General features: G+C 40.8%; 15 protein-coding genes. 2 read left to right on the forward strand and 13 right to left on the reverse strand.

Features of this window, described 5'->3' with window-relative positions; translation table 11 throughout:
• Genes I588_RS03685 through I588_RS03695 form a run of 3 tightly spaced genes read right to left on the reverse strand, consistent with a single transcriptional unit; the run spans position 1 to position 2,668 of the window.
• A complete protein-coding gene (locus tag I588_RS03685; protein WP_010757601.1) occupies positions 1-759 on the reverse strand; it encodes an iron ABC transporter ATP-binding protein in 759 nt (252 codons plus the stop codon).
• The gene (locus I588_RS03690) at positions 756-1,724 is read right to left on the reverse strand and encodes an iron chelate uptake ABC transporter family permease subunit (protein ID WP_010757602.1); all 969 of its coding nucleotides are present in this window, start codon (positions 1,722-1,724) and stop codon (positions 756-758) included. The genes I588_RS03685 and I588_RS03690 overlap by 4 nt, the downstream gene beginning before the upstream one ends.
• Positions 1,721-2,668, reverse strand: coding sequence for an ABC transporter permease (locus I588_RS03695; protein ID WP_010757603.1), 948 nt, complete (start codon positions 2,666-2,668; stop codon positions 1,721-1,723). Before I588_RS03695 ends, I588_RS03690 begins: the two co-directional genes overlap by 4 nt.
• A gap of 332 nt (positions 2,669-3,000) precedes the next feature.
• Here I588_RS03695 and I588_RS03700 point away from each other — a divergent pair, with 332 nt between their 5' ends.
• Entirely contained in the window at positions 3,001-3,336 is a 336-nt protein-coding gene (locus I588_RS03700; protein WP_010757604.1) for a type II toxin-antitoxin system Phd/YefM family antitoxin, read from the forward strand.
• 138 nt (positions 3,337-3,474) lie between these two features.
• Here the strand turns inward: I588_RS03700 and I588_RS03705 are convergent, their stop codons facing one another.
• From I588_RS03705 to I588_RS03720, 4 genes are all read right to left on the reverse strand, one after another.
• A complete protein-coding gene (locus tag I588_RS03705) occupies positions 3,475-4,014 on the reverse strand; it encodes a methylated-DNA--[protein]-cysteine S-methyltransferase (protein ID WP_010757605.1) in 540 nt (179 codons plus the stop codon).
• Positions 4,015-4,029: 15 nt separating this feature from the next.
• Positions 4,030-5,478, reverse strand: coding sequence for an AlkA N-terminal domain-containing protein (locus I588_RS03710; protein ID WP_010757606.1), 1,449 nt, complete (start codon positions 5,476-5,478; stop codon positions 4,030-4,032).
• A 260-nt stretch (positions 5,479-5,738) separates the two neighbouring features.
• Complete coding sequence (locus tag I588_RS03715) at positions 5,739-6,341, reverse strand: ribonuclease H1 domain-containing protein (protein WP_010757607.1); 603 nt, start codon at positions 6,339-6,341, stop codon at positions 5,739-5,741.
• Positions 6,342-6,534: 193 nt separating this feature from the next.
• Positions 6,535-6,759: a WYL domain-containing protein gene (locus I588_RS03720; protein ID WP_034693322.1), complete on the reverse strand. Its 225-nt coding sequence runs from the start codon at positions 6,757-6,759 to the stop codon at positions 6,535-6,537.
• A 90-nt stretch (positions 6,760-6,849) separates the two neighbouring features.
• Here I588_RS03720 and I588_RS03725 point away from each other — a divergent pair, with 90 nt between their 5' ends.
• Positions 6,850-7,113: a DUF3788 family protein gene (locus tag I588_RS03725; RefSeq protein ID WP_010757608.1), complete on the forward strand. Its 264-nt coding sequence runs from the start codon at positions 6,850-6,852 to the stop codon at positions 7,111-7,113.
• 217 nt (positions 7,114-7,330) lie between these two features.
• Here the strand turns inward: I588_RS03725 and I588_RS03730 are convergent, their stop codons facing one another.
• The 6 genes from I588_RS03730 to I588_RS03755 all read right to left on the reverse strand — a co-directional run bounded on the left by I588_RS03730 (position 7,331) and on the right by I588_RS03755 (position 14,519).
• Positions 7,331-7,681 (reverse strand): hypothetical protein, encoded by a 351-nt coding sequence (locus tag I588_RS03730; protein WP_010757609.1) that lies wholly within the window; start codon positions 7,679-7,681, stop codon positions 7,331-7,333.
• A gap of 416 nt (positions 7,682-8,097) precedes the next feature.
• Positions 8,098-8,490, reverse strand: coding sequence for a hypothetical protein (locus I588_RS03735; protein WP_010757610.1), 393 nt, complete (start codon positions 8,488-8,490; stop codon positions 8,098-8,100).
• A gap of 187 nt (positions 8,491-8,677) precedes the next feature.
• Positions 8,678-9,949 carry a homing endonuclease associated repeat-containing protein gene (locus I588_RS03740; RefSeq protein ID WP_010757611.1) on the reverse strand — a complete coding sequence of 424 codons (1,272 nt, stop codon included), beginning with the start codon at positions 9,947-9,949 and terminating at the stop codon, positions 8,678-8,680.
• 559 nt (positions 9,950-10,508) lie between these two features.
• The gene (gene mgtA, locus I588_RS03745) at positions 10,509-13,163 is read right to left on the reverse strand and encodes a magnesium-translocating P-type ATPase (RefSeq protein WP_034693682.1); all 2,655 of its coding nucleotides are present in this window, start codon (positions 13,161-13,163) and stop codon (positions 10,509-10,511) included.
• Positions 13,164-13,363: 200 nt separating this feature from the next.
• Positions 13,364-13,834: a GNAT family N-acetyltransferase gene (locus tag I588_RS03750; protein ID WP_010757613.1), complete on the reverse strand. Its 471-nt coding sequence runs from the start codon at positions 13,832-13,834 to the stop codon at positions 13,364-13,366.
• A 4-nt stretch (positions 13,835-13,838) separates the two neighbouring features.
• On the reverse strand, positions 13,839-14,519 hold the full coding sequence (locus tag I588_RS03755; RefSeq protein ID WP_034693324.1) for an MgtC/SapB family protein: 681 nt from the start codon (positions 14,517-14,519) through the stop codon (positions 13,839-13,841).
• Between the last annotated feature and the right edge of the window lie 94 nt (positions 14,520-14,613).

A 14,613-nucleotide genomic window follows, 5' to 3' on the forward strand; every position in this document is an offset into this window, starting at 1 on the left:
TTAGTTAAAATACATACAAAAGCGCTTGCCCTCAAGCTCGCAAATTTTGACGTTCATTTCATATAATGGATTCAACACACTGCATTGAATCATTTCCTCGGTGGTACCATGAGCAAAAATCTGACCTGCCTTCATCGCTACAATTTCATCAGCATAGCTGGCTGCAAAATTAATATCATGAATCACCAGAAGAATCGTTTTCTGCTCCTCATCAACTAACCGCCGCAAGGTTTGCATTAGCTGAACCGCATAATTCATATCTAGATTGTTCAAGGGTTCATCCAACAAAATATACTCTGTATCCTGAGCCAAAATCATCGCAATATACGCGCGCTGCAGCTGACCGCCGGATAGAGTATCGATCGTGTCCTCAGCCATTTCGGTTAAGCCTAACTTGTCCAGTGCATGCTCAATCAATTGATGATCCGCCTGATTCAAGCGGCCTTTGCTGTAAGGAAACCGGCCAAAGCTCACCAGTTCACGAACCGTAATGCGCAAACTTAACCCATTGCTTTGCTTAAGAATCGACAGCTTTTTCGATAATTCATTGGATCGCCAAGCTTTTACCTCGTTGTGATCCAAATATATTTCACCTGCATCAACCTCAATCAAACGACTAATCATTGATAACAAGGTACTTTTGCCAGCACCATTGGGACCGATAAAAGCCGTCAGCTGTTTTTCTTTAATCGGCAAGCGAACTTCGGTAATGACCTGCTTGCTGCCGTAATTTTTTGATACATCCTTCACATCAATCAACCTTGCCGTCTCCTTTCACGAATAATTTTCCAAATAAAATAAACACCGCCAACAAATTGTGTGACAACACTAACTGTCGTTTTCAAATGGAAAACCTGCTCCACTAAAAATTGACTGCCCACGAGAAAAATGACGCCCAATAATACAGCCGTTGGAAAAAGATAACTGTGCCGATAGGTCGGCATCAGCTGATAAGCAATATTCGCAACGATAAACCCTAAGAAGGTAATTGGTCCTACCAATGCTGTCGCAGTTCCGGTTAACAGACTAACCAAAAATAAAAGTAGAATCTGAAAGCGATTTATGGAAATCCCTAGATTCGTTGCCTGATCTGCTCCTAAATGCAGGACATCCAGGTAACGATTCACCCCATACAATAGAAGCGAACCCACCAAAATAATCACCGCTGCCAAAAGCAGATGGTTCGTGTTGACATTACTGAAGCTGGCAAACAGCCGCCCCTGCAGCAAATCGTACTCATTGGGGTCCATCATCACCTGCAGAAAGCTGCTGGTACTGCTGAACAGCGTCCCAAAAATCATCCCCAGCATCAGCAAAATAAACAGATCATTTTGCCTCCGCTGCAAAAGCACCTTGGCTAAAAGCAAACTTAACAGCGCCATCAGTAAGATACTGATTAAAAATAAGGGGGTTTGTTCCTGTGACAGCATGTTTACACCGCCAACCGTAAAAAACAAAATGGTTTGGATTAAAACGTATAAAGAATCCAAGCCTAAAATATTCGGAGTTAAAAATTGATTCTGGGTCAACGTTTGAAAGCTGACCGTTGCCATCCCGGTAGCCAGCGCGACTAATAAAAAGGCCGCCACCTTTTTGCCCCGCAGCATCCAAGCAAATTGAAAATTTCCATAGGTGTTATACGTTAAGTAAAGGCCGCACAAACTGACAGCTATTAAGATCAGTACCGCAATCGTCGCTCCTTTTTTCAAGGGTAAACTTCTCATGCCTGACGCCTCCTAACCAGTAGATAGATGAAAATAATACTGCCTAAAACGCCTACTGTCAGGCTGACTGGCACTTCATAGGGTGCGATAACTATTCGGGAAATCATATCACAAACCATTAAAAACAAACTGCCGGACAACGCTGTGATCCATAAAGTCTGCTTCACATGATCCCCATAAACCAGCGACACAATATTCGGCACAATGACCCCCAAAAATGGCACCGTTCCAACCATAATTAGCACCAGTCCGCTCGCCGCTGCTACTAAAGCAATACCCAAAGTCTGCGTCAACCGATAATTGATTCCCAAATTCACCGCCACATCTTCACCCAGACCCACAATTGTGAAAAGATAGGCAAAAATATAGATGACAAAAAACAATGGGATAGTCAAATACAGCAGCTCATAGCTTCCCTTAGTTATCATGGAAAAATTTCCCTGCAGCCAGGAGGACATGTTTTGTATCAGCTGAAACTGGTAAGCAAAAAAAGTGGCCACTGAGCCCACAATATTGCCAAACATCACGCCCAATAACGGCAGAAATACCGGATCTTTTCCCGGCAGCAAACGACTCAAGGCTAGAAAAACCATTGTTCCTAAAAAAGCAAAAACAAAAGCTGCTAAGGTTCGCAGCGAGGTTGAAGCATTTGGTAAAAAAAGCATCACCAGCAAAATTCCCAAACGCGCACTATCCATCGTTCCAGCTGTAGTTGGCGAAACAAACTTATTCTGGGTCAAATGCTGCATAACCAAGCCGCAAATACTCATAGTCGCTCCAGCTAAAATCAGACTAACAGTTCGCGGAATCCGCGTAGTCGCCAAAACCAGCCATTGCTCCTGATTTCCTTGAAGCAACTCCTGCAACATTAAATCCTTCACACCTAAAAAAATTGAGAAACCACTTAAGAGGAATAAAAGAGCAACAATCCATCCTTTTTTCAACGAATCACTCCTTAACTAACTGATAATGATTCTCATTCTCCCTCTTATTTTTAAAGTTTAGGTGAAATCATCAAGAAATGCAAGATTTTTTTTGCTATCAGGTGAGAATTGTTGCAGATAACTTTTGAGCTGCTTTCTATTGAACTAAGATCCCCTCTGTCTTTTCACACAAATTCTGTAAGAAAAAGTTTTTTGATTCACGTAGGAATAACAAGAAATTTTCTAACAATCCACTGGTACTAAGAGCGTCTTTTCTGTCATTCTTTAAATCATAAAAAGACTTTTTAAAGATTAAATATCGTGCTGTAATAAAGCAAAAGGATATCTTTATTATGCTAGATGTCATTAAAAATGAACTTGTCTCCATTTCAGATTTGAAGAAATCCCCTATGTCAACCATTGAAAAGGCACAAAAAGATCGTAACGCTGTATATGTTTTAAATAATAATAAAGCTGTAGCAGTTATCCTTGATGAGCAAAGCTACAGTAACCTAATTGAAGGCTATCAAAAAATATCTACAGAAAATGAACAACTATTAGATCGAATCGTTGAACTGGAAGCTGAGAAAAGAATTGCGATGAATGTAGAATATTTGAAAGACAGCGAGGTCCGTAGTGAAGAAAGTAGGATTGCTGAGTTACCTGATATTGTCGATGACTGGGAGTAGCCATTATGTACTTCAAAATTGAATGGCACCCATTAGCCTCAAAGGAAGAGTTAGTCTAATCGATGATAAAAAGAAATAGAGGCTGTGACATACTACTTCACAGCCTCGTTTAATATATAGTGATTTCAATTTTCCTAGTTACAATGCTGTTCCTTTAGTCGGAATCAAAAACTTACTAGTATCCACCCCTTCATGCTGAAGCAAGTGGATTTTTTTGGCGATACCACCAGCATAACCAGTTAAACTGCCATTGGTTCCTACCACGCGATGACAAGGAACAATAATCGAAAGGGGATTATGACCGATTGCACCGCCAACTGCTTGCGCTGACATTGAGACCTTGTTTAGTTTTCTAGCCGTCCGATTGGCAACCTCCTTATAAGTCAATACTTCACCGTAAGGAATTTGACAGAGCACCCGCCAAACCGTTTGACGAAATTCGTTGCCAGAGGGTTTCAAAGGTAAGTGAGCAAGGGCTGGCTGTTCACCAGCAAAATAGGCATCCAGCCAGCTTGTTGCCTGAATAAGCACCGGCAGCTGCTGATTTTCATTAACTTCCTCTGGCAAACCCGCCCCGTAATACTTTTGATTCTCCATCCATAGCCCCACCAAGGCATCGTCTTTTGCAGCTAAAGTCAAGGGACCTATTGGTGAAGAATAGTTCATAAGATAATACATCTGTCTCGCTCTTTTCTATAATGAATTCCACAAACTGACGGTCGCATAGCTGCGCCAAGGCCGCCAGCTTTCCGCCAACTGCAGCATTTCCTTTGGTTCTAACGGAGTCATAGCTTTTTTGATCCCAGCATCAGTTTCTAAAAAAACATCCGGCCAGCTGAACGCTCGCATCACCAAATAGTGAGCCGTCCAAGGACCAATACCAGGAATCGCCAGCAGCTTTTCTGTTTCTGCTTCAGGATTTCCTTGAGGACCAAGTCGGATTGTCCCCTCTGACACCGCCGCAGCCAATCGGCTAATCGTTCGGGAACGAGCAGCAATCACACCTAGCTGACCCAAATTTTCTTCAATCGTACCCTCCAGCTTTAAAAAGGTTTGTGGTGCCGGAAAGATATGGGTTAATCCCTCAAAAGGTGTTTGAATTGGCTGACCAAACTGTTGAACAATACGGGCAGCCAATGTGCTGGCGCCTTTAACAGTTATTTGCTGTCCAAGAATTGCTCGCACTGCCATTTCAAAAGGATCAAAGCAGCCTGGAATGCGCGTCCCACAAGCAAAGCTTTCCAACTGTTTGAGGTTCTCATAAACCACCCCTGGATCACAATACAAATCAAACAGCTGCCGAACTCGACTTAACACCTGCGGTAAAACCGGCAGCAAACTTTCGCTTAAGGATACTGCCAATAAATTTTTGTTTTCCACCGGTGTCACTTTTATCCAGCCTAAATATTCCTTGCCTGCAAAATTTGTCAGGCGAACCGTTCGCATATAGGCATTATCCTGAATTTTTTCAACGCCTTCAATCGCCCGTTTTTCAAAAAAACGTACTAACTCTTGCCAACGATAAGGCGGTCGATAACCTAAAGCTAGGGTAATCTGATCATTTTTTCGCTGCTCACTGCTGCTTTCTTTGCGCAACACTGTCGGAGTCAGGCGATAATGCTTTTTAAAAACCGTATTAAACCGGCGTAAACTACCAAATCCCGCCGCCATTGCCACCTCCAAAACCGATAAATTCGTATCGGTTAATAAACTCTTTGCCAGCAACAAACGACAGGTCTGCAAATATTGAACCGGCGAAACCTGATACTCTTGCAAAAACACCCGTCGCAAATGACGATCTGTATAGCCTAAGCCTTCTGCCACTTCCTTCAAATTAATGCCACTTCCACAATGTTCCTCCAACACTTTGGCAACCTGCGCCGCCAAACTCGCCTGAGCATCCGTCACTGAATTGCCTGGTGCTTGCTCAGGTCGGCACAGCAAGCACGGCCGAAATCCTGCCAGCTCAGCTTCAGCTGCCGTTTTAAAATAGCAGCAATTTTCCGCCCTTGCTTGGCGTGCCCGGCAAACGGGTCGGCAATAGATATGAGTAGTTGTGATTCCAACAAAAAAATGACCATCAAAACGCGTATCCTTCGCCTGAAAAGCACTGTAAAGATACTCATCTGTTAACCGTTCCATCCAACCACCTCCCAGCTAGAAACGCTAAAATCGGACTAAGTAACTGACAAAAGAAAATTCTTTTCTTGCTCTTATCGTATCAGGAAAGTCTACCACAAACTAGCCGTTTTCGGACATGGTATTGTTTGCTCTTAATTTATTCCTGCTTAAGAAGCTAAAGTCGTTAACAAACTAATGCATAGACTGGAAATTCTCCCTTAAACTACTGACAAGCAAAAAAGAACCTTAAGCATCTGCCTAAAGTTCTCGTTAAAACTATTCTATTCCTCTACTGCCATACGGGTTCCTTTATCCGCCAGCTCGTCTGCCAAATCATTAAACTTGTCACCGGAATGTCCTTTTACTTTTACAAAACGCACCTTCAAGTCTTTAGATACCTCATCAAATAAAGCAACATAAGCTTGCGAAATTGGTGCATTGGCTTTCCACTGTTTTTCCGCCCAGGAAGCGATACCTTGATAATCGTAGAAAATCGCTATTTCATCCACCTGATTTGCCTTTGCCCATTTCAATGCGGCGATGCAAGCAAACACTTCGCCAGCGATTTGATAGCTAGCGATAAAGGCAGGATCATTTCCGCCAAAAGAAAGCTTATCAATCACTTTATCGTCCTTCAAAATAACAACACCAGAGCCATATTGCTGCCGGGATTTATTGAATGATCCATCCACATAGGCCTGATATTCATCCGGATTCACCGTTTTTTTCTCAGCGTCCTTATCAACAAATTGCTGCGCCTCATCTTTTGTAGGAAAGGATTTAAAAATCGCACCAGGAAAGCCTTTTACTTGCTTTTGTGCCTCATTCCAGGTCGTGTACACCCCTGGGTTTCGTCCAATTCTAATTGCATAAAATTTTGCCACTTGTCTATTACCTCCTAAGAAACAATCAAAAAATTGCTTGCAGCTCATTATAACTTACTCGCCGCTTTTTTACAGTACAAATTTAACAGGAGTGCGATTCAAAAAGCCGCAAAAAACACCTCACATGGACAGTCCTTACGAAAGCTCATTATCAGGAGGCCACTATTGCTTTTCTCCTCATTCTAAAAACCACTCATCGATCACCAAATTTTTCAATCAATTCCTTCGCCATTTGTCGAACCTTACTCCTTAAACTCTGCGGCTCAATAACCTCAGCTTCACTGCCGAAGGAAAGAATGAAGCCGTACAACCAAGGCGTATCTGGAACCTCTGTTTTTAGAATATAACTTCCATCCTCCTGCGAAAACTGTGACTCATGAAAATCTTCAGAAAAGCGGTGTGCACAATGATTGAACATTTCAAAACTAAAGGAACCCTCACAGAAGAACCTGGCTCAATTCTATTAGACTCTCTAACAGATAATTCCGCTGATGGCTGATTTTGAAATATGCCCTACGCAACAATGCTGCCTCCAGTATTAAAAGAGGCGCAATTATTTTGGGATCAGGTAATCCAGTTTGTTGAGCAAACGTGTGGTGCTGTACAGGGAGAATGGAAATTTTATACGAAAGTGGCTGGTTGGACGTATGGAATAAAATACAAAAAGCGAACGATATTTTACCTGTTCCCTAATGAGGCCCAGCTGCAAGCCACTTTTGTTTTCGGTGCAAAAGCCGTAGCGGCTGCTAAGCAGATTTTCCGACTGACGTGATCGAAAATCTCAAATCTATAAAAGCTTATGTAGAAGGACAGTCCGTCGCTATCTTAGTGAAAAACACTGAGGACTTCGATGTTTTGAAAAAGCTCGTCATTCTTAAAGCAGATCATTAGATGCCCCAATCACTGGCAGTCCTTTCATTCGTACACTTGAAGCCCCTGCCCAAAGAGCTTGCAGCAGTCTCCCGCAGCAAGCTCCATCTTCTCTATGTTTACTTATCTAAATGACTTTCTTTAGTTGCTCGTTCAATTTCAATCAGGCGAGTCAACCCCGATACGATACTTTCAGCGTCCACTTCATCCTCTTGCTCAGACTTGTTGACCCACAGCGGAAGACTTGGAGACAGAAGGACGATTTCTTCTCCGTTGACTAGTCGAGCAATGGGCACCGTTCGCAGTTTAGGCGGCAGCTCCGAGTTCGGCCGCTTAGCAATAAATAATGAAGAAATAGAATGAAGGTCAGTTTGAGTAATTAGTTGTGAATAACCGTCTTCTTGTTTGTTTTTCAAGTATATCTGTTCTAAGCCTGCTAATATCCCTGCTTTTTCTTTTTCAAGATTCATTTTTATCAACCCCCAACGCTCTTATTCTACTTATAGTGTACCCTAGTAAAAGCCTGTTGTAATTAATTTTATGCAGCCTTAGCCAATCTTTTTTAGAACAAGCTAAGGTCATATCTATTTTAACCAAAGTTAACAATAAGAAAAATGAATACGTCCGCAGTAAATATTTTTGTGCTGACCATGAATACTCACTCGAATGTATTATGTTTCAAAATTTTCTTCCCATTATACCAGCAATTGTTATATAATTTAGATGGGTTCTCTTAAAACAATATTCTTTTTTACTAGTCGGGAAAAGGCCTACCGACTAGTTTTTTTGTTCACTCCTTGTCTTTTGTCCTTAGCTGCAAAAGAAAACCATTCACTCAAATAGCGAATGGTCTCCATTCTCTTGCTTTTTCAGCAACTGGTATTACCTACTTCTTAAGCTCAATCGACACACTTGCCTCACTGCCTTTTTCAAAATATTCTCCAGTAATTAATTTCTCACTTTCAACCTGAACATTTTTCATAATGCCGCTTTTAATAGGAGCAATATCCTGCATAAATTGAAACTCAATCTCAGTCTGACGTTCATTCACCTCATACGTCACCTGACCTTTGCCATGCTCATCCAAAAACTCCGCGATCCCATTCCCGGCAAACGTTAGTTCCACCAATCCTTGCTCACTCACTAATTGCCACTTAGCCGAATCCTCAGTTAAGATCTCACGAATATCCGGTTGATCCTCCTTACAAGCACCTAACAAGACAATACTAGCTGCAAGTATTATTACCATTAAAAACTTTCCCAACCTAAACTTTTTCATAATGCTGCACCCTCCCCGTCTATTAATAAATCCCTTATAACTCCTTTTCTTCTATTATATAGTAACCTGATGGAAAGTGTTACCTGTGAAAAAATGAAACATTCGATAATACCTAAATAACGAAAAAAAGAGCTTCTAAGTCTACTATCTCCTTACTTAGAAACTCTTTCGCTTTTCTTACCGGCTGCTACTTATCCATAGATTTCCGTTTCGACTCTTTACTTAGCCAACTTCTAAATGATTCGTGCGCTTGAAGCTGTTTAGGTATCAAATCGGCGCTTTGCAAAAATTCATTCCAGGTTCCAAATCGCTTCGTCGCAAGTTTGCCATGTTCAAAATCTTTCTTCCGGGGATTCCGATCCAATTCTGCAGCTTGTTTTCTCACCAACTTGATAAGTTCTTTATTGCTTAACGAATTTTCCTGTTCCCGGTTTGGCACCTCAAGACCGGCACTTTCTAAAAATTGAGTCCAACTCCCGAATCTACTCGCTGCGAGCGTACCATATTTAAACTCTCTCTGAAATGGAGTGTAGCCCAATTCTGATGCCTTCTCTTTCACCAATTCTATTAAATGCTCACTAGAAATCAAATTTTTCGTTTGTGCTTGTGAACCTGCTATTTCCAAGAATTTTTTCCAAGTACCAAATCTTTTTAAAACAAGTGAACCATGTTCAAACTGTTTTAGCGTTGGCTCTTTGCCTAATTCTGACGTTTGTTTTCGCATCAAGGCAATCAATTCTTCAGTGCTTGGTTCTTTATTCAAGCCGGCACTTTGCAAAAACTTCTTCCATGAACTGTATCTCGACACCGCAATACTCCCATGACTAAACTCATTCATCTTTGGTGTCCGTCCCAATTTTGCTGCTCTTTTTTTCACTAATTCAATCAGCTCTTCGTTCGTTAATGACGTCTTTTTGACTTTGTTTTTTTTAGTCAACTCGGCCTTTTCTAAAAACTTGCTCCAGGTCCCAAACCGTTTCGCCGCAAGCCGATAATAGTTAAATTCTTTCCTCGTAGGTTTATGACCTAGTTCTCCTGCTCTTTTCTGTACCAATTCCAATAACTCTTCATTACTGATTGGCTCCTTCCTTGCTTGGAATTGCTCCGAATCTAAGCCAGCGTGCTCCAAAAAATTAGTCCAACTGCCATAAGTGCTTTTAGCTGAATGACTATATTCAAACTCATCCTCTTGGGGAATTCGGCCTAATTCCGCCGCCAGCTCTTGAATGAGTTCAATCAGCTCTTCCCAAGATATTTGTTTTGTACTCCCCTTGCGTTCTGCCGGCTTAAGCCCTGCAGCTAATAAAAATTTGGTCCAGGTTCCAAACCTTCCGCTTATTAATGTTTTATACTTGAACTCTCTCAATAAAGGTGTTCTACCTAATTCAGTTGCTTGTTTTTGAACAAATTCTATTAATTCTTCATTACTTGGTTTCTTTTTTTGACCCATTTTACTCATTTATTTAATCTCCCTACTACATTATGAATTGTGGTTGACTTGCCATATAACTAGCAATTGTCATTTTTCTTTTTTTAGTTGTTTTTTTCTTAGTACTTACTTTTTTTGACAAAGCTGTGTCGCTTAGTCGTGAAAAAAACTAGTTAGTTTACACTAAACGTTGCTTTCCTTTTGTGTAAAACCTTTGCTTATAACTGTCTTTTTCATACATTAGTGCTTATCGAAGAAATATAACAATATACTCCCAATTATACTTGATCAACTTCTGAGAGGAAACAGTAAAATACATTACAATTTATTTTCAACAAAAAAAAAAGACCTTTCATATGAAAAGTCATCCTCAAATCTTGAATATAATAGTAGAAAAATCGTTTTGAAGGGCTGAATAAGCAGTTTGCTCTAAACTTGTTTAGTAAAGCACATTGTTTGTATTGTAAGTTCATAGAAGGTTCATATATCTTTGCTATTATAATGGCACCAACAAACAACCCTAACACTTTTCATTTTTACTCCTTGCTAGCCGGCAACCCACCGGCTAGCTTTTTTATTCAGCCATTGTTTACAGAAGTTCTTGATAACGCTGAATATAGAATCGTTTTACAAGTGTTACTAATGACAGATAAGCGATAATCGTCGCGATCAGCCACAACCAATAGCTGGAGGGCAGAACCGCCATTCCTAAGTTTTGACCAAAGGCAGTGAAAGGCAGTACACTTCCTACTAAGATGCCCAGAGAAGTAATTGCTGTCATGATAAAAGAGCCACGGCTTTGGATAAACGGAATTTTCGGTGTACGCAACGCATGTAGAACCAATGTTTGTGACCATAAGGATTCTACAAACCAGCCAGCATGGAAAATCGCAATAAACATGACTTGCTGTTCTGGCGTTAATGTATGGAAGCTGCCTCCTACAACTGCTGGGCAGATAACGAAATACATCAAAAGATACGTCGTGATATCAAATACCGAACTAGTTGGCCCTAACCAAATCATGAATTTTCCGATTCCAGAAGCTTCCCATTTTTTCGGCTCGTCAAGGTATTCTCTGTCCATGTGGTCCCATGGAAGAGATACACAAGAAATATCATAGATTAAATTAAGAAATAAGATTTGAATTGGCAGCATAGGTAAAAACGGCAGAAACGTACTAGCAACTAACACGGAAAACATGTTGCCAAAATTGGAGCTTGCCGTTGCCTTAATGTACTTCATAATATTGCCAAAGGTTTCCCGGCCAGAAATAATCCCTCGTTCCAAGATCATTAAATCCTTTTCCAGCAAAATCACATCGGCAGATTCCTTAGCAATGTCGACTGCCGTATCCACAGAAATCCCCACATCTGCGGCCTTCATGGCTGGCGCATCATTAATTCCATCTCCTAAAAAGCCAACCGCATGTCCATTTTCTCTTAAAGCATGGGTAATCTGCTGCTTTTGCTGAGGATTCAGCTTTACAAAAACATTGTATTCCTCAACTACATGACTCAATTCTTTATCGCTAAGATTGATCAGCTCTTCACCATTGATTAAGGTTTCTGCCCCTAAACCAACTTGCTTACAGACTGATTGCGTAACCAGCGCATTATCACCCGTCAAAACCTTTACACCAACACCATGCTTCTTCAATGTTTCTAACGCTTGCTTAGTAGTTTCTTTTGGTGGATCTAAAAAGGCTAAGTAGCCAATTAAGACCATTTCAGCTTCATCTGACACTGAAAACTCTCCCACTACACTGGGATTAGTTTTTTGAGCCACACCAATTACTCGCAGCCCGTCTTCATTCAGTTCATTTACTTTGTTCAATATCCCCTGTTTCACTTCATCAGTCAATGCTATAACCTGACCCTTAAAGTCTACAAAGCTGGAAATAGTCAACATTTCTTCAATGGCGCCTTTCGTGATCATTTGCGTTTTTCCTAAAGCATCTTCTACGACTACACTCATCCGTCTGCGTTCAAAATCAAAAGGTATCTCATCGACCTTTTGATACTTGATAGTTTCAGTATTCAATTCTGTATTCGCTGCTTCAATGATTGCAACATCTAATAGATTCTTTAATCCTGTTTGATAATAACTATTTAAATAGGCGTGGCGCAGAACTCTTGGGTCCTCTTCACCTGACAAATCTAAATGGTATTCCAAAATAATTTTATCCTGCGTCAATGTCCCCGTCTTATCGGTACAAAGAATGTCAATCGCGCCAAAATTTTGAATAGAATTCAGATTTTTAATCACGGTGCCTTTTTTAGCCATACTTGAAGCACCCTTGACTAAGTTCGTCGTCACGATCATTGGCAGCATTTCTGGAGTCAAGCCTACCGCTACTGATAAGCCAAATAGCAAAGCTTCCATCCAATTTCCCTTAGTAAATCCATTGATCACAATCACTGTGGGAGCCATCAACGCCATAAATTTTATAAAGACATACGAGGTTTTCTTAATGCCCAGCTCAAAGTTTGTTTTAATCGGTTTTGTCGACAAGGATTTTGCTACATCGCCAAATAAGGTATTATTCCCAGTGGCAATCACGATGCCTTCTGCACTGCCACTAATTACATTGCTTCCCATAAAAGCCAAATTTTCATAACTGGTTTCAGAATCATGGGTTGTGATGGTTCCACCAGCCACTTTTTCGACGGGATAGCTTTCACCTGTTAACGCCGATTGAGAAATAAATAAATCTTTGGTGGTTATCAAGCGCATATCGGCAGGGATCATATCACCGGCAGATAGCTTAACAATATCCCCACAAACAATTTCCTCCATTGGAATTTCATTGTACTTGTTTTTTCTCTTGACCGACGCTGTTACTTTGACCAGCGACTTTAATTTTTCGGCTGCTTTATTTGATCGAACAGATTGAATCAGCGTCATGGTTCCGCTGATGATGACCATTACGAAAATGATGCCACATCCGAAAAAATCCCGGTCTTCTGGCGATGCCATCCATACATCCGTAATAAATGAAGCAATCCCCAATCCAATAAGTACGAGAGTAAACGGCGTAATATATGCTTTAATTACCTCAACAGTTAAAGATGTTTTCTTTCCGTAAGAGATGGCATTGTCGCCAAACTCCTCTCTGGAAGCAATCGCTTGTCCTTCTGTCAGACCTCTTCTTGAGGAATGAAATGTCTCTAACACACTATCAATTGTCTTTTTAGCCATTAAGCTATAGTTTACTTTTCCAGCTGCTTGCTTTCTTTTTTCCACGTGTTTCGCCTTCTTCCCAAAAAAGATATACCACAAACCAATTCCTACATATAAATATAGAATGATTTCTGCTAATGTTTTCATGTTTCCTCCTTAATGGGCCTAGCGAAGGAAAAAGGCGCTAAAAACAAATAGACAATAATAACTCGCTATTTATTTTAGGGTCTTCTCCTTGCTTACCCGATTGAATCGAACTACTGTCATCCATTTGTTTTCATCTCCTTTTTCTTTACTTTTAGGGTTCCTTGAATATTCTTTTTGAATACTTTTAAGACCAGCTTCTTTTCACGATAGGGTTCAAATAGATCCTCATACCCCAGCTTTTCATAAAATCCCCACGCTTGTTGGCGACCGGTTAGAAAGATTGTTGCGTAGCCCAAGGTTCTTGCTACCTGTTCTGCATAAATAATTAGTTTTTTTCCTAACCCTTCACTCTGGCAGCTGGGAGCAATAGCTACCTGTTTTATTTGGATACATTCTTTTGAACAAGGATGCAAAAGAAGCGTTCCGATAATTCGTTCCTCTCGTTTAATCACCAAATGAATATCTTCTTTTTCTTCGACTGGAAATTTTGTGATGAGCGGTTTTCCAGCGCTTTTTGTTAATACTTGGTTTCGTAAATTAATGGTTTCTCGATAAATGGGACTCCCCCATTTGATTAATGTGAACACTGTTTTACCATGATATTTCCTCCTTTGACAGTTGATGAATTTCTAAAACATCTTTGTTTTTTGACAAGTTGGCAATGATCTCCTGCATAGCTAACTCAATAGTAGCTGTCGGTTCAATCTCCACTTGAAGCTGGGTGATATCATCGGCTAGATCTTGACATTGGAAATGACAAAAGGATAGGTAGTAACGATCCAACTGAGTGATAATTTCTGTTCGAAGAATCATTTCCGCAGAATTCCTACCGGTCACAATCAAAAAACAGTTCTCCCTTGCTGTTTGATTTGGTCGATACTCCTCTGCAAATTGATCAAAGCTTTGAGACACAAATCGGATGACAATATTAACCAGAACGATCATCACCGCTGCTAAAAATCCTTCTTTTACAAAGGAAGCCCCAATCATTGCGCCGACTGCCGCTGTACACCACAAAGTAGCTGCTGTGTTTAAACCAGTCACACTAAACCCATCTCGTAAAATGATTCCACCCGCCAAAAAGCCAATACCGCTAACGACTTGAGCTGCGATCCGAGATGGGCTGCTATCTGATACCATCATCGTTGACAATGAAACAAAAATCGTTGCACCGATTGAAACAAGAACCATGGTCCTTACGCCCGCCAGCTTCTTTCGCCATTGACGTTCCAGTCCAATCAAACTTCCCGCTAACAAACTCATCAATAACATGAACAAAAAGACATGGCCTTCCTCCTTTCGCGTGATTGAAAACAAACATGAAAAAGGCGGCTTTCCGTGAAAAAAACTCCACGAAAAGCCGCCG

This window comes from Enterococcus pallens ATCC BAA-351 (assembly GCF_000407485.1).
Lineage (GTDB): Bacteria > Bacillota > Bacilli > Lactobacillales > Enterococcaceae > Enterococcus_A > Enterococcus_A pallens.

What these genes read in the sequence shown, in the direction of transcription:
- I588_RS03735 (WP_010757610.1), bottom strand. Translation starts at nt 8,490, where the DNA reads ATGAAAAAGTTTAGGTTGGGAAAGTTTTTAATGGTAATAATACTTGCA.
- I588_RS03690 (WP_010757602.1), bottom strand. Translation starts at nt 1,724, where the DNA reads ATGAGAAGTTTACCCTTGAAAAAAGGAGCGACGATTGCGGTACTGATC.
- I588_RS03720 (WP_034693322.1), bottom strand. Translation starts at nt 6,759, where the DNA reads ATGTTCAATCATTGTGCACACCGCTTTTCTGAAGATTTTCATGAGTCA.
- I588_RS03755 (WP_034693324.1), bottom strand. Translation starts at nt 14,519, where the DNA reads ATGTTATTGATGAGTTTGTTAGCGGGAAGTTTGATTGGACTGGAACGT.
- I588_RS03730 (WP_010757609.1), bottom strand. Translation starts at nt 7,681, where the DNA reads ATGAATCTTGAAAAAGAAAAAGCAGGGATATTAGCAGGCTTAGAACAG.
- I588_RS03740 (WP_010757611.1), bottom strand. Translation starts at nt 9,949, where the DNA reads ATGAGTAAAATGGGTCAAAAAAAGAAACCAAGTAATGAAGAATTAATA.
- I588_RS03705 (WP_010757605.1), bottom strand. Translation starts at nt 4,014, where the DNA reads ATGTATTATCTTATGAACTATTCTTCACCAATAGGTCCCTTGACTTTA.
- I588_RS03700 (WP_010757604.1), top strand. Translation starts at nt 3,001, where the DNA reads ATGCTAGATGTCATTAAAAATGAACTTGTCTCCATTTCAGATTTGAAG.
- I588_RS03725 (WP_010757608.1), top strand. Translation starts at nt 6,850, where the DNA reads ATGCCCTACGCAACAATGCTGCCTCCAGTATTAAAAGAGGCGCAATTA.
- I588_RS03710 (WP_010757606.1), bottom strand. Translation starts at nt 5,478, where the DNA reads ATGGAACGGTTAACAGATGAGTATCTTTACAGTGCTTTTCAGGCGAAG.